At 47.1% G+C, this 14,433-nt stretch carries 9 protein-coding genes and 1 pseudogene; 2 read left to right on the top strand and 8 right to left on the bottom strand.

Annotation, left to right across the window (positions count from 1 at the left end):
* Together VIM72_RS30020 and xylA are read right to left on the bottom strand one after the other, a co-directional pair.
* Positions 1 to 262, bottom strand: a pseudogene (locus VIM72_RS30020) (2-dehydro-3-deoxyphosphogluconate aldolase); the annotation flags it as partial.
* A 277-nt stretch (positions 263 to 539) separates the two neighbouring features.
* Positions 540 to 1,868, bottom strand: coding sequence for a xylose isomerase (gene xylA, locus VIM72_RS30025; RefSeq protein WP_332006490.1), 1,329 nt, complete (start codon positions 1,866 to 1,868; stop codon positions 540 to 542).
* Positions 1,869 to 2,005: 137 nt separating this feature from the next.
* On the opposite strand from xylA, the gene VIM72_RS30030 reads away from it, so the two are divergent.
* Entirely contained in the window at positions 2,006 to 2,845 is an 840-nt protein-coding gene (locus tag VIM72_RS30030; protein WP_332006491.1) for an AraC family transcriptional regulator, read from the top strand.
* 47 nt (positions 2,846 to 2,892) lie between these two features.
* Here VIM72_RS30030 and VIM72_RS30035 read toward each other — a convergent pair whose 3' ends face one another.
* The 4 genes from VIM72_RS30035 to VIM72_RS30050 all read right to left on the bottom strand — a co-directional run bounded on the left by VIM72_RS30035 (position 2,893) and on the right by VIM72_RS30050 (position 8,838).
* Complete coding sequence (locus VIM72_RS30035) at positions 2,893 to 3,732, bottom strand: hypothetical protein (RefSeq protein WP_332006492.1); 840 nt, start codon at positions 3,730 to 3,732, stop codon at positions 2,893 to 2,895.
* Between the two features lie 119 nt (positions 3,733 to 3,851).
* The gene (locus VIM72_RS30040) at positions 3,852 to 6,236 is read right to left on the bottom strand and encodes an ABC transporter permease (protein WP_332006493.1); all 2,385 of its coding nucleotides are present in this window, start codon (positions 6,234 to 6,236) and stop codon (positions 3,852 to 3,854) included.
* A 357-nt stretch (positions 6,237 to 6,593) separates the two neighbouring features.
* Positions 6,594 to 6,857: a hypothetical protein gene (locus VIM72_RS30045; protein ID WP_332006494.1), complete on the bottom strand. Its 264-nt coding sequence runs from the start codon at positions 6,855 to 6,857 to the stop codon at positions 6,594 to 6,596.
* 13 nt (positions 6,858 to 6,870) lie between these two features.
* Positions 6,871 to 8,838: a DUF1963 domain-containing protein gene (locus tag VIM72_RS30050; RefSeq protein ID WP_332006495.1), complete on the bottom strand. Its 1,968-nt coding sequence runs from the start codon at positions 8,836 to 8,838 to the stop codon at positions 6,871 to 6,873.
* Positions 8,839 to 9,148: 310 nt separating this feature from the next.
* Between VIM72_RS30050 and VIM72_RS30055 the strand changes: the two genes are divergently transcribed.
* Positions 9,149 to 10,684 carry a DUF5010 domain-containing protein gene (locus tag VIM72_RS30055; protein WP_332006496.1) on the top strand — a complete coding sequence of 512 codons (1,536 nt, stop codon included), beginning with the start codon at positions 9,149 to 9,151 and terminating at the stop codon, positions 10,682 to 10,684.
* 41 nt (positions 10,685 to 10,725) lie between these two features.
* Here the strand turns inward: VIM72_RS30055 and VIM72_RS30060 are convergent, their stop codons facing one another.
* Positions 10,726 to 13,146 (bottom strand): TonB-dependent receptor, encoded by a 2,421-nt coding sequence (locus VIM72_RS30060; protein WP_332006497.1) that lies wholly within the window; start codon positions 13,144 to 13,146, stop codon positions 10,726 to 10,728.
* A 78-nt stretch (positions 13,147 to 13,224) separates the two neighbouring features.
* The coding region (locus tag VIM72_RS30065) for an HlyD family secretion protein (RefSeq protein WP_332006498.1) at positions 13,225 to 14,433 on the bottom strand (1,209 nt) is incomplete at its 5' end.

Genomic DNA, 14,433 nt, shown 5'->3' on the forward strand with positions numbered 1-14,433 from the left:
GAATAAAACGCGCCCCTGCTGCCGCTGCTTCGCGGGCGGCGGCGGCATCCAGCACAGTGCCTGCGCCTATGATCATTTTATCGCCCATCCTGGCGGATACTTCTTTGATAACGGTCAGCGGGTCGGCCGAATTCATAGTTACCTCCAGCAGGCGGATGCCACCCGCATACATGGCCTCCGCCAGCCGTAGCACATTTTCCGGCTGCACGCCACGCACAATGGCAATGATCTTATGTTCGAGTATTTGAGAAAGTGTAGACATGGAATTTATACGTATGATTGAATCACGGTAAGATAAAAATAAATAAGTGTATTTTCAACCTTTCTTATTCATTAGCATACGGGAGCTTACAGAAATACCCTGATCTCCTTCCTCCGGCGCGGGCGAAGCGCCTATTATGGTGTGGGGACGCCAGCCATCCGCAACGCGATAGCGGATGTTAGAGCAAGAATACTACGCACATAAAAAATCCCACCTACTCTCTGAGAGCAGGTGGGTGTGTAATAGCCACGAGGGCCATAACGGGAATGCTAAATGCTTACAAATAATTATTAATGATATTCTCCAGGTATTCCTGTCTTCCGCTCTTCACAGCCGGCTCTCCCTGCGCAATGGCAAAGGCGCGCAGATCTTCCAGGCTGGCCTTCCCTGCTTCAAATGCCTTTGCAGTGGATCCATCGAAGGAAGCATAACGCTCCTGCCGTAATTTCCTGTACTCACTTTTCTCAAGGATGGCATCAGCGGTGATCAGGGCTCGGGCAAAGCTATCTACGCCACCGATATGCGCATAAAAAATATCGGCAGGATCGGTAGAGTTTCTCCTGATCTTTGCATCGAAATTGATACCACCTCCTTTAAAGCCGCCTCCTTCAAGAATGATCAGCATCGCTTCTGTTAATTCATTCAGATTGGTAGGGAACTGGTCGGTATCCCATCCATTCTGGTAGTCGCCCCTGTTGGCGTCAATGCTTCCAAGTAAACCTGCATCTATGGCTACCTGTAACTCATGCTGGAAAGTATGGCCTGCCAGTGTAGCGTGGTTCACTTCGAGATTGAGCTTGAAATCGTTCAGCAGGTCGTACTGGCGAAGGAAACCGATCACCGTTTCCGCATCGTAATCATACTGGTGCTTGGTTGGTTCGCAAGGCTTGGGCTCAATAAAGAAAGTGCCTTTAAACCCGTTCTTGCGGGCATAATCCCTTGATGCCTGCAGGAACCTGGCCAGGTGTTCCTTTTCCCGTTTCATATCGGTATTTAACAGGCTCATATAGCCTTCACGACCACCCCAGAAAACATAATTTTCTCCACCTAATGCAATGGTAGCATCCAGCGCAGCTTTTACCTGTGCTGCTGCATGGCTCAGTACATGGAAGTCGGGGTTGGTGGCCGCACCGTTCATATAGCGGCGGTGACTGAACAGGTTGGCTGTTCCCCATAACAGCTTCACACCACTCTCCTCCTGCTTTTGCTTCAGGTATTGTGTGAGTGTTTGTAAACGCTTTTCATTCTCCTCAATATCGTTTGTATAATCCACCACGTCTACATCGTGGAAGCAATAATAAGGAAGATTAAGTTTGGTAATGAGCTCAAAAGCGGCATCAGCCTTATCCTTCGCCCTGGCAATGGGATCTGTGTTCTTATCCCATTCAAAAATATGCGTTGCTTCACCAAAGGGATCAGCACCTGTTCCGTTAAAAGAATGCCAGTAAGCAACTGCGAACCTTAACCACTCTTTCATTGATTTACCGGCTACTACCCGGTTCTCATCATACCAGCGATAAGCCAGCGGGTTATCTGTTTTCGGACCTTCAAATTGAATAGCCGGAATGCCGGCGAAGAAAATTTTCTCTCCTGTAACTGTTTTCATATCGTGTTTTATTACGCAAATATTGCCTGATTTTAAAAAGTATTCAACCGCTATTTTTGAAAGAAAATATGCTATCTTATCAATATTTAGCCATAATCATTCATTTAAATGATAAGATGCCTTATCTTAGAACCTGTATGAAAACGATTCTTCAAAAAATCACCAACGACTCAAGCCAGAGTTTTGCCTGCCGCATTTATGAAACGCCGCAGTTTGAAACCAACTGGCACAAACATCCTGAGTACGAATTGATCCTGATATTAAAAGGACATGGAACGGCTATGATCGGCGACTACGTATGCGATTATAAAGTGAACGATGTATTTTTCATGGCCGGTAATCTTCCCCACTGGTTCAGGAAAAGCCATCCGCAAATGAAAGGGGCTGCACTGGTAATACACTTCACCGCCGACTGCTGGGGAGAAGGATTGTTACAAATGACGGAAATGAAAACGATACAATCCCTGCTGCAAAAGAACAACGGCATACAATTGGGGAAAGCGTTGAAAAAAGAAGTGTCGGAAAGTATGCAGCAGATGTACCGCAAAAAAGGGTTTGATAAACTCATCCTGTTACTGCAATGCCTGCATAAAATAGGCCATTCCACTCATTATAAAATACTGTCGGAAGACTTCAACGATACCGGCAACGTAGTAAACCCCATCATCGAAAAAATTATTGATTTCTCTTTTAAACATTACCTTGAAAAAGTAACCCTGGAGGAAGTAGCAGCTATTGCCAATATGAGTGTGCCCAACTTCTGCCGCTTCTTCAAAAAAAATATCAAGAAAACATATTTCGATTTCCTGAGAGACTTACGCATCAGCCACGCCTGTAAACTGCTTACAGCCACTACCCGGCCTATCCTGGATATCTGCTATGAAAGCGGCTATAAAAGCTGGGCGCATTTCAGTAAACAATTCAAAGAAGTAAAACTGCAAACGCCCAGCCAGTACCGTAAAACGTATTTATCTTAATATAACAACAGTAATGTGCAGATTTATATCTCCACACATGTTACAAGTTACTTGTTATAAACCGGGCATCTTTTCAGCATATAAAATAATGCATCTTTATATGAAGCCTCTCCTGATAAAATAGCCGTCCGGTGATTGTCGAAAATCTTATCGTTTTGCCTGTTGTAAATAAGCACCGACACTTCATTCTGATACGTTCTTTCAACTACCGTGCTGGCCGCTTTATTCTGCCGGGTACGGTCATCATCGCTCTTGATCGTTTTAGTTTCAGCGCTGGCTATATTTTCTTTACTGCTGCGCGATAAACCTCCCTGTATAATATACGCTGTACCCAGGATCTTACACAGCTCATCAAAAGTATATCCCCTGATACTGTTTTCATCAATACCGTTGCGGATCAGCAACGCATTGGTAGTTTGCGGGTCCTGGAATTTATACAATCCATTCCGTTTGCTCAGGTAAGAATAAGTATCATCCTGCAGTTTTTCTTTTGTAGCATTGATCTGTTCCAGCGGCTCCCCTACACTGCGGTATTTGAAAGGCAATACAGCGATCAGGTTATGCTCCATAGGAGGATAATTGTCTTCCTTTTTTTTTGCTGCAACGGGTGTAGTTACAATTTCCGTTCTGCCGCTGGCAAACATAATTTTCTGAATGTCTGTTTTCTTCAAAGAATACTCCAGCTTTTCCCCGCTGTGCACAAAGGAAACAGCATCTGTTCCCACTCCGGTTATTTTACCATGTTTGACTTCCCCGCTCATCATCAGTACGCTGTCTTCTTTTACTGAAATACTTTTCGCCGTCGAACTTTTCTGGGCCATTAAGGGGTTGCAATAAGCGGCCAGGAGACATAACAATGTCCCTGAGAGGTAAACATACTTTTTCATGATATCCGTAAATATTTATTGTTACTACTAAAACGCCTGTAACATCAGGATACCCCCATGCGGAACAAAAAGAATTATAACATGACAGGTTGGGAAAGCAGCAAACATCGAAAAAATGGCTATTCCGTCCTTAAACTTTTTACAGGATTGGCTATAGCGGCTTTAATAGCCTGGAAACTCACGGTAAGAAGCGTAACCACTACTGATAACACCAGCACCAGCATAAATACCCATATCCCAATATGGATTTTGTACTGATACTGCTTTAGCCAGTTATCCATGATATAAAATGCAATGGGTATGGCAATGGCGCATCCCGTTAACACCAGTACCAGGAAGTCCCTTGAAAGCATCTGCCACAGGTTCATTACACTGGCCCCAAGCACTTTGCGGATACCGATTTCCTTTGTCCGTTGTTCCGCCATAAAAGTAGCAAGACCAAAAAGTCCCAGGCAGGAAATAACAATAGCCAATACAGCGATAATAGCAGCTAAGCTTCCCACCAGCTCTTCGTAGTTGAATTTCCTGGCATACTCCTCATCGGCAAACTTATATTCAAATGGAAAGGAAGGATTATATTTGTCGAATACCGGCTTAATGCGGCTAATGGCTTCAGATGCAGACATGCCGGGGTTCATACGGATACAAAGCTGGTTCACCCAACCTTTAAAGAATACGATCATTAAGGGAGAAACCTGCTGAAAAGGAGATTCCATCTGCATATCGGGCACGATGCCTGTCACGGTGCGAGGCGCTCCATTCCACTTCAACACTTCACCTATAGGGTTTTTCAGGCCCAGGCGCTTTACCGCCGCTTCGTTTAACAATACGCCACTGGAGTCGGTGGCAAAGGCCCTTGAAAAATCCCGGCCCTCTTTTATTTTTATACCCAATGTTTTCGTATAGTCGTATTCGGTAGCAATGGTCGGGAAAGCGATCAGCTGATCGTTTTGCTGGCTTCCTTTCCATTCCCAGCCGCTTTGCCTTGCCCATACCTCCGTTGGGGGCGAATTGGTTTTACAAACGGAAACCACGGCCCCTGAATTTAACAGGTCCTGTTGCAACGGCTCAAAGTTCCTGTTGATATCATCGGAGTAGTTGACGGCAATCAATCCGGATTTATTAAAGCCAACCGGGCGGTTCTTTCCGTGCTGAATTTGCTGGTAAACGATGATGGTGCCAATCATCAGGATCACCGAACAGGCAAACTGGGTTACCACCAGTATTTTCCGTGGCAGGGCGCCGCCCGGCCCAACCCGGTGCACGCCTTTCAGCACTTTTACCGGGTTAAACGACGAAAGATAAAAGGCAGGATAACTGCCCGCCAGCAACCCGGTTAAGACCGTAAAGACCATCATTATCCCCCAGAAATAAGGATTGGTGATCTGCAAACTCATCGTTTTTTCGGTGAGCTGGTTGAAATACGGTAAGGATATAGCAGTGATGCCCAGGGCCATAAAAAAGGCCAATACAGCAATAAACAGGGACTCAACCAGGAATTGTCCCATCAGTTGTTTCCGTAAACTGCCCACCGCCTTACGGATGCCTACTTCCCTGGCCCTCTTCTCAGACCGGGCAGTGCTCAGGTTCATAAAATTAATACAGGCAATTACCAGCACAATCAGTCCCAGCACACCAAACATCCTGATGTATTTAATAAAGCCCCCCGTGTTTACCCCATTCTCAAAATCAGCATATAACCTCCATTTAGACATAGGAAACATCACCACCTCCGGCTTTGAATTGATCACCAGCTGGTCGCCGGGAAAATGATCCAGTATTATATTTTTTATTTTAGCATTTACGGTTCCGGGATCTGCATGATCGTTCAACTGTACAAACGTACGCCAGGAGTAATTTCCCCAATTATCTTTGTAAATTTTAATATTGGGATTGATGTTCTCCTGTAGTTGCCACGGAAGCAACAGGTCAAAAACAAGGGTAGCATTTTTAGGCTGCGCGGCAACAACGGCGGTCACTTTCAGATCATGGGCATTGTCCAGTTTCACTATTTTGCCAACGGGATTCTCCTCTCCGAAAAGCGTATGCGCGGTTTCTTCCGTAAGCACAATGGAATACGGATCATGTAAGGGATGGTTATCACCATTCAACACCTTAAATGAAAACATATCAATGGCTTCTTCTCCAATAAAGTAGCCTTCCTTACTGAACCGCTTATCCCCATAGGATAAGGAATGCCTTCCTCCCCAGTCGCACATGGCTACCCCCTCAAAGTCGGCGAACCTGCCTTTCAGCTCATCTCCCATGGATAAAGGCATGCCGCGGTTTGTATGCCTTACCCCATCAGTGGTTTGATGCATAATCACCTGGTACAGCGTGCTGTAATGCTTATGATGCGTATTAACGGAAACCTCATCATAGATCCAGAGGCCAATGAGCATGGCCACTGCTATACCGGTAGCAAGACCGAAAATATTGATAAAAGAAAAGATCTTACTTTTAACCAGGTTTCTCCAGGCAATCCTGACATAGTTTTTCAGCATAAATGGCGACTTTGGTTTGGAAACGCGCCCCCATAATAATGCCAGCTATTATATGATTGTTAATCATCCGGATATACATATATTCAGGAAAAAATTGTCCGGTATTGGCACAGGAACTGTCCGGTTCTATCAGGCAGCTTACTGCATGGCTACCCTGTGGATACTCCCTGTTTCCCCCGGATATTCCCCGTATCCGGGCCGGATTCCCCCCGATTATAAGCCATACTTAATAACTATGGATTATAAACGGCAGATCAATGAATTATCATTTGGGAAGTTGCGGGTAAAAGACGCCCTTTCCGGTTTAAAGGGAGGAAGAACAACAGGCAGATAAAAAGTAAAGCCTGAAACAGGCAGCTAATTCATAGCTCCCGGAAATTGAGGCAGCTGGTTAATGACCAGCAGCAATCCAAGCAGGAGGAAAACCCAGAACCTTACCTTCCGGTAGTTGGGCTCGGTGATAACATAAAGTACCAGGCAGACCAGCCAGTAAAAGATCGCCACCACCCTGAAAGTCATGGAATCTTTCATGTAGGTGTTTGCAATAACTAAAAGTATCAGTCCCACCGCTTCCAGGGGCGGGCCAAAACGTTGCCAGAATGAAACCAGTTTCTCTCTCATAACATCAAATAATTTAACTGCTCTCCAGGGTTACATATACTTTGCGGAAATCCTTTTTCGCAAGGTCGCTTTTGTGTATCACAAAAAACAGGTCGCCGGCATCGCCCCACTGGAAATCTCCCCGCGATTTTACGGCAAGCAGAATGGTCCAGTCTTCCGGGTCGCCCTTGCAGGCCAGCGCCGCCTGCAGTTCCGGGGATTCATGCTGGGTAAAGCCATAGCTATTGATGGCATGATCACTTTCCAGCAGGAAGTTAACCGGCTCTTCAAAAGTTTCATACAGGCCCTCCATCAGGTCCTCATCTTCCGGTAAGGACTTTGAGACACCCCTGAACAGGTATTGATTGGAATGCCAGGAATAAAAACAAGGCACGGAATTGCGGACAAAGGCATCCGCCTTATAAGGCCGGTATTGCCCGCCTTCCAGCTCAAAAAAATCTTCTTCCGAAAAGGAAAATCTACTGCCGGATTGCAACGTGGAATTATCCTCCACATACAACACTTTACAGGGTATACATCCCTTTGATCCCAGGCGATGTATAGTTTCAAAGAAAAAAAAGAGCGTGCCTGTACGGGGCAAATATTCCTGCAAAGGCGCCAGCGTTTCGCAATTCACCTGCGCAATGAATTCGTACTTGTAATACCGCTTATTATAATCATCATAAAACACGGGATAATCAATATCCTGCGGCAGATCAGGCCTCCCGCCAAAGCGGTGGTTACCGGTATCCGCATAGTCTTCTTCAGCGGTTTGATTAAACCCTATGGCCTTTTTTACCAGCGCCCGTAAAGCATCCTTGTACGGCGACAATCCATTCTCTGTAATGATCTCTTCTACCGGGCGGATTAACGCTTCGTCCTGTTGCGCAAAGAATGCTTCATTATTCCAGGCTACAGGCTCATTGCCATCGGCATCCTTATAAGTATTGTCCAGCAACTGTTGTCTGCTTTTCATATCCAGTTCCAGCCCCGCGAAATCAGAAAAGCCAGGCGAAAGGAAGGAAAAAGGATTCCCCGATACATAGATCTTTTCGATCTTTGGCAACGACAACAGGTTTTCCGGCAGCGTTTTTAACTGGTTCTTTTCCAGGTGGAGGTATTTAAGCTCCGGCATGTTGAATACGGCAATGTCACTGAGCTGGTTACCGTTCAGGTTCAGGTATTCCAGGCGGGGCATATCCATCAGGCGGGCGGGCACGCGCGACAGCTGCCCGCCTGCAAACGAGCAATGCCTGAGCTTTGTAAGCTTATTCATATATTCGGGGATCCGGCATAAAGCAGTATTAGCGACTACCAGGTTCTCCAGGTCTTTCAGCTCCAGTAATTTATCATCCAGGCGTTCCAGCGGTAATTGCTGCACTGGCCACTTAGGCGTGATTTCCACGTGCTGCAGGGATTTCAGGCGGTAAAATTCATTGGGCAGTTTGCTGAATTCCGGGTTCACCAGCACCAGCTTTTTTACCTGCTCCACCGGCGCTCCTGCTGCTTCTTCCACGGACGTAAATGTGTATCGCTCCCAGTTGAACTGTTCTTTATTAATTTTCCTGTAGATGTTTACCGGGAAAAGAGGCTTCTCGCCCCAGGAAGGTTTCAGATGGCCCAACATGGCCACCCAGCCATCCCTGAAAACTACATCGCCGAAAAATTTGAGCGAATACTGAAAGCCTCTCTTGTCCATGGAAAGATAAGGCGCTTCCTGTTTATCTTCTTTAAACTGCAATATGCCTTCCAGGAAACCGGGTTTGTAAATCCCCAATGCGGGAATCACTATCTTCACCTCCCCTGTTGGCTCGTCATCGTCCAGTAACTTCTTCTTCACGGCCTTTGTCGCCTCACTGGTTCTGGCTACCAGCGTGATGGTTGCAGCGCCGGAATGGTCAAATCCCTGCCCGGATCGGGTATCATCTATCTCAAAAATAAAATCGCCTGCCTTGAAATAATCTTTGCCATCTGCTGGCGGTGCAAAAGCATAAGTGTTCATCAGTCCGTTCTTTTAGAATGCAGCTTGTTTCCGTTAAGCTGGGTTAACCGGGTTATCCGTTGTAGACGTAATGATACGGAAAAGCGCTGAAAACAGCAAACACTTACTTCTTTGTAGCGGCATCCACGTTATTAATGCGTTTGTTAAGCCCTTTGTTAAGCACCTGCTTCTACCTTCGCTTTTTCTTCATTTAAAACCCACGGTATGAATTATTGCCACCCGCCATAAGGTAACGGCATCGCTTAACTGCGCCCATTCTCCACGTTAATGGGCATTCATCTTCTTTACCATCTTATAAAATCTTATCATCATGAAACACCTTTTATTAGTTAGCGTATGCATAACTGTACTGTGCATTACCTCCTGCTCAAAGAAAGCACTGGAACCGCAAGCTGTTCCCGGTGAAAAAACATTGTCGGCCTCCACAGGCACGCTGGCCGCCACCCAATTTATAGGCTCGGTAGTTGGCTTCAATAACACCATCCGCTCCGGGGGAGGCCCTAATCCCACGCCGGCAGGCAACATCCTTTACAATCTGCCCCTGTATAAATCATCTGCCAGCGAAGACGACTGGTGGGATAACCTGGTGGAAGAATTTGCCTTCAGCGGGCAGGACTTCTTCGCTGCTAATTGCCGTGGCTACAGCCCCAATGTACCCACCGTTGATCATGGCGACCCGCGTAAACTGACAAAGCTCACACAGGCCATGGATCGCAGGGGCGTAACCGGTAAGTTCACCATTGCTGTGTTTGACGATTGCCCTTCTTCCTGGTGCGCCAACAGGAATGTAGATAACGGTCTGGGCTATACGACGTCTACGCCTTTCGACTGCGGCGATACGGCAAACTATAAATACATCTGGACCTATAATATCAAAACCGCCTATCAGAACATACCAGACGCCAAACGCTTTAAATACAATGGCAGGCCGGTGATATTCTTCTGGGCCGTGCATCCCAGCTGGGCCATTAATTCCGGTAATGGTAACCTGAAGAAGATCCTGCAATATATACGCGCGCAGTTCAATGCCACCTTCGGGCAGAACCCCTACCTGGTGATTGAAAAATCGTGGATCGACAGGGACCCTGCCGTGAACGACCCAACAGTAACGGATGCGGTGCATAACTGGTTCAACATGACCAATCCTTCTACGCTGTATACTTTCAACGGCGTAAAGGTAGGTTCCGGCGTACCCGGCTTCCGCGTGGTACAAGGCACTACCAATATGTTCATCGACGCCAACCACGGACAAACCTGGATCAATACGCTCACCAACACCCGGGGAGCCGGCGCCCTGTTCACCTTACTGGAAGGCTTCACTGATTGCGCGGAAAACGCCGCTATTTTCAGGAGCAGGGATGTTACGTATTATGATTATCCCAATCAACGTATCAACATCCTGCGGCGCTTCAGTAATGATCCCTATCCCGCCACACTGAAAGTGGAAGCGGAAGGATGCGACTTTTACAATGACCTCAGTAGTGGTAATAGCGGCGGTACTTTCCGCGATGGCGACCTGGACATTGTAAAGAATGGCGACACCTACGGCGGATGGCATGTGAACAATACCCAGGCTAACGAGTGGATGGAATGGAGAGAGCTTCCTTTCGGTGCAGGCAACAGCAAATTCGAGGTGCGCTACTCTTCCAACCAGGCGGCAGCTATCCGCTTTAATGTAGATGGAACGGATCTGCCTGTAATAAACATGCCCATTACCGGCAACGGCGCCTGGTCGCTCATAGATGCAGGCGCCCTCTCCTTCCCTGCAGATGGGCTGCATACCGTGCGTTTAAAAATTGTATCCGGTTCTTTAAGTATCAATTTCTTTAACAGGGTAAGCTTATAAAGAAAACAGCCGGCTCGTATTTGAGCCGGCTGTTTTCTTTACTAGAATTTAAATGCTATGCTTCCCACGAAGTTCCTTGGTTTCTGTGGGTTTACAGACCAGTAGCCATTGTAATACACTTCATTGGTGATATTATTCACGTTAAAAGATATACGAAAATGCCTGGCATTGTAAAATACGCCGGCATTCAGCAGCGCATAGCTGGGCAGGTAGAAAATACCGGTAACACTGTTATCAACCACTTTATACCTGCTGGCATAATTTCCGCCGGCGCCTATACCAAAGTTTTTCAACGCGCCGCTGGTAAACCGGTAAGTAGCCCAGAGATTGACGAGGTTTTGTGGCCCTTGCCCACCGGGCGCCCTGCCTGGTTCGCTATAGAAATCATCTTTATTACCCTCCAGTACTTTTGTATGATTAAAGCTGTAACCGGCAATGATGTTTAACCCCTGTGCGGGATGGGCATTCAGGTCTATCTCAAATCCACGGCTGCCAAATTTACCACCTTGCGTGGAGTTCATGGGGTTTTTACTGTCGGGGATCACTTTGTTGCCTACCCTGATATCGTACACAGATAAAGTAGCGTATAATTTATCTGCAAAGAGGTCTGTTTTCACCCCAAACTCAAACTGGTTGGCATGTTCAGGTTTGAACGACTGTGTACGCTCATAAACGCCGTTGGCATCATAAACAGAAGATGGTGATACGTTCAGGAATGCATTCATATAGCTGCCAAAAACGGAGATCTTATCCGGCACTACCTGGTATACTAATCCAAACTTGGGCGACAAGGCAAACTGGTTGTAGCCATCATCGTCGGAGGCGTTCTTATCGCCTTTGGAATTGAAGTAATCAGCCCGGAGACTTACCATAGCCAGCAACTCAGGCGTGATATTCAGCACATCAGATACATAAGCGCTGTAGAAGCCGTTGGTAACATCCGAATTGCTGTTGGAAGTAGCTGCCAGCGCGCCGTAAATGGCATCCTTTGTTAACGGTAAAGCCGGGTGCACTTCCTTTGTGGAAGGATCCGTATAATCCGTCACTTCTCCCTGCGGGCTCACATTCCTGCCGGTAATCGAACCAGAACCCTTATCCACTACATTGCGGAAGAAGTAGTCGAGCCCTATCAGCAAACGGTTACGCAAACCGCCGATTTTGAAATCACCGTTGAAGTTCTGTTGTATATCAAATGTTTTGGTGGTTTGATCTTCAATACTAAAATTCTGCCCAAACCATTTATCGCCCGGGTCCTGGTCCCAGATATATGTATAGATCCCGTCGGATTTTACCCTGCCACCGGAGAAAACAGTTTGAGAGGTCCAGTTGCCTGACAGCTTATACAGCATCTGCGCCTGCACATTGACACGGGGATTTTTAATGGTAAGCTCGTTGCTGGTAAATGATTCCTTCACATTGAGGTTCAGTTCCCGGATGTTTTTAAAATCGAGCGGAGCTGCGCGGTTGGTGTGAAAGAACACTGGTGGCACCGCCCTTTTCTCCTGGAGAATTTCAGCCATCACATGAAAAGACAGACGGTCATTTACTTCGTATACAAAAGAGGGAGCAATGAAAAAATCTTTCCGGAAGCCTGCATTCTGAAAAGAGTTTTCAGAAGTATAAGCCGCATTGAGCCTCATGGCAATTTTCTGTTTCTTGCTGAGAAGGGTATTCACATCGGCTGTAACGCGGTGAAGCCCGAAGCTGCCGATGCTATATCCTACTTCACCACCAAAGCCATAGTAAGGTTTTTTGGTGATGGTATTGATGATACCGCCGTAGCTGTAGAAACTGGCGCCAAAGAGCGTACCGGAAGGACCTTTCATGACCTGTACTTCCTCCACATCGGCAGGATCGAGGTTGCCGCTGGTGAGGCCAGGGAGGCCGTTGATAAGAGAGGGCTGTGCATCGAAACCACGGAGCGCGAAATAAGAGGCGCCATCGGCGGCCCGGCCGGTCGACTGCCACGTCTGGAAGATGCCTGGCACATTGCGCATCACATCATCATAGGTAGTGATGCCCTGCTGCCTCATGATCTCAGAGGAAACGCTGTTATACACCTGGGGATTCTCCAGGTTCTTCAGCGGCATCTTAGCCACTATCCGGCTTTCCCGGTTCATGTTACGGGAAGAAACAGTTACCTCGCTCAACTGGGCTGCGCTTTCGTTGAGGGTAAAGTTCAGCTGCCTGGATTGCCCGGGCGCTACTGTCACTTCTTTCAGCTGGGTAGCGGCACCTACCGAAGTAATACGCAGGGTCCAGTTACCTGGTTTAATATTTTTAATCGCATATTCACCATTTTCATTGCTGATGGCGCCAAGCCTGGTGCGTTCTACAGTAATGGTTACATTAATAGCCGGATGGCCGTCGCTGGTGGTTACAATACCGCTGATGGTACCGTTCTGGGCGTATACTATCGCTGAACAGAGCAGGGCATATACAGTAAGCAGAAGTCTTGTCATTTAAAATAGACTGGTTGATTAAAACTTCCGCAAAGGTCCTGCGACGAAAAAGGAAAAGTTTACGCAATCGGGAATTTTTTATTTGTCGACCCTGGCAATGTTATCAAGCAACCGCTGCAACAGGTTCTTATCCCGCGTAATGATACGGATACTGCCCGTCATTTCAGGGCTGAACCTTATACTAACATGATAAGTAGTGTACAGGCTGTCGGGCAGCCGGATATGTACCCGGTACATGGCTTCGCTTTTCTCTCCCTGTTTGGAATTGTCTGCCGCCTGGGGCGTATGCGAAATAAAGCTCACGGTGCCTTCCAGGTAACCATATTCATTATAGGGAAACTGCGCCAGCATGATATGCGCGGGCTGGCCCACTGCGATCTTGCCAAAGCTGGCAGCAGGGATCATGGAATAGGCCACATATTTAAAACGATCCGGCGCCACCATGTATAGCTCCTCGCCGGCTGTAACCACTTCATTGCGTTGCAGTGGCCTTAGCTCGTACACACGCCCGTTGAACGGGGCCGTTACCAGGAATTTCAGACGCCAGCCGCGGATATAACTCTGCACATTGCGCACCTGTTCCTCTATACTCAATACCAATTCATTCTCCCGTTCTTTTTTCTCATATTCCATGTCCAGCAGCAGTTTGTTATTTTCGCCTTCGGCGATGCCCGAGCGGATCTTTGTTTCCAGCTGGTTTTCCAGCGCCAGTCTTTTTTCATTGAGCGCCGTTACTTCATCATTGAATTCCTTGCGCGACAGCACCCTTTCTTCATACAGTTTTTTCTTCGCTTCAAAAAAATCCTCCGCACTTTCCAGTTCCCGTTTTACCAATGTCCTTTCCTGGTCGGCCGATCTGGATAAAGCCGTATAGCGGCTGCCCTGGATACGGAGATTCGTCATACGTTTATGATAAATACGCTGGTCTTTCACCAGCAGGTATGCGTTGATACTTTGCAGCAGTTTGTTATAATCGACCTGCGCTTCTCCCAGCAGGTGCCCATCATCTTTCAGGCAGGTTGCCAGTGAATCAGTAACATCATTGTGCAGCCACCTGTTAACAGACATACATAACTGTTCCAGCTCATTGATCTTTTTAAGCCCGATGGGATTTTCAATTTCTGCCAACACTTCTCCCTCTGTTACCTGCTGACCTTCTTTCACAAAGATCTGCAATACCCTGCCCCCGCTTTGCGACTTTGCCCTGATGGGCAGCGGATCTGTAGTGAGCGTAACATTCCCTTCCAGGATGTCGGGGTACTTTACTAAAACCGCTATCAGCAGCAA

Origin of the sequence: Chitinophaga sp., assembly GCF_036569185.1 — a bacterium.
GTDB lineage: Bacteria > Bacteroidota > Bacteroidia > Chitinophagales > Chitinophagaceae > Chitinophaga.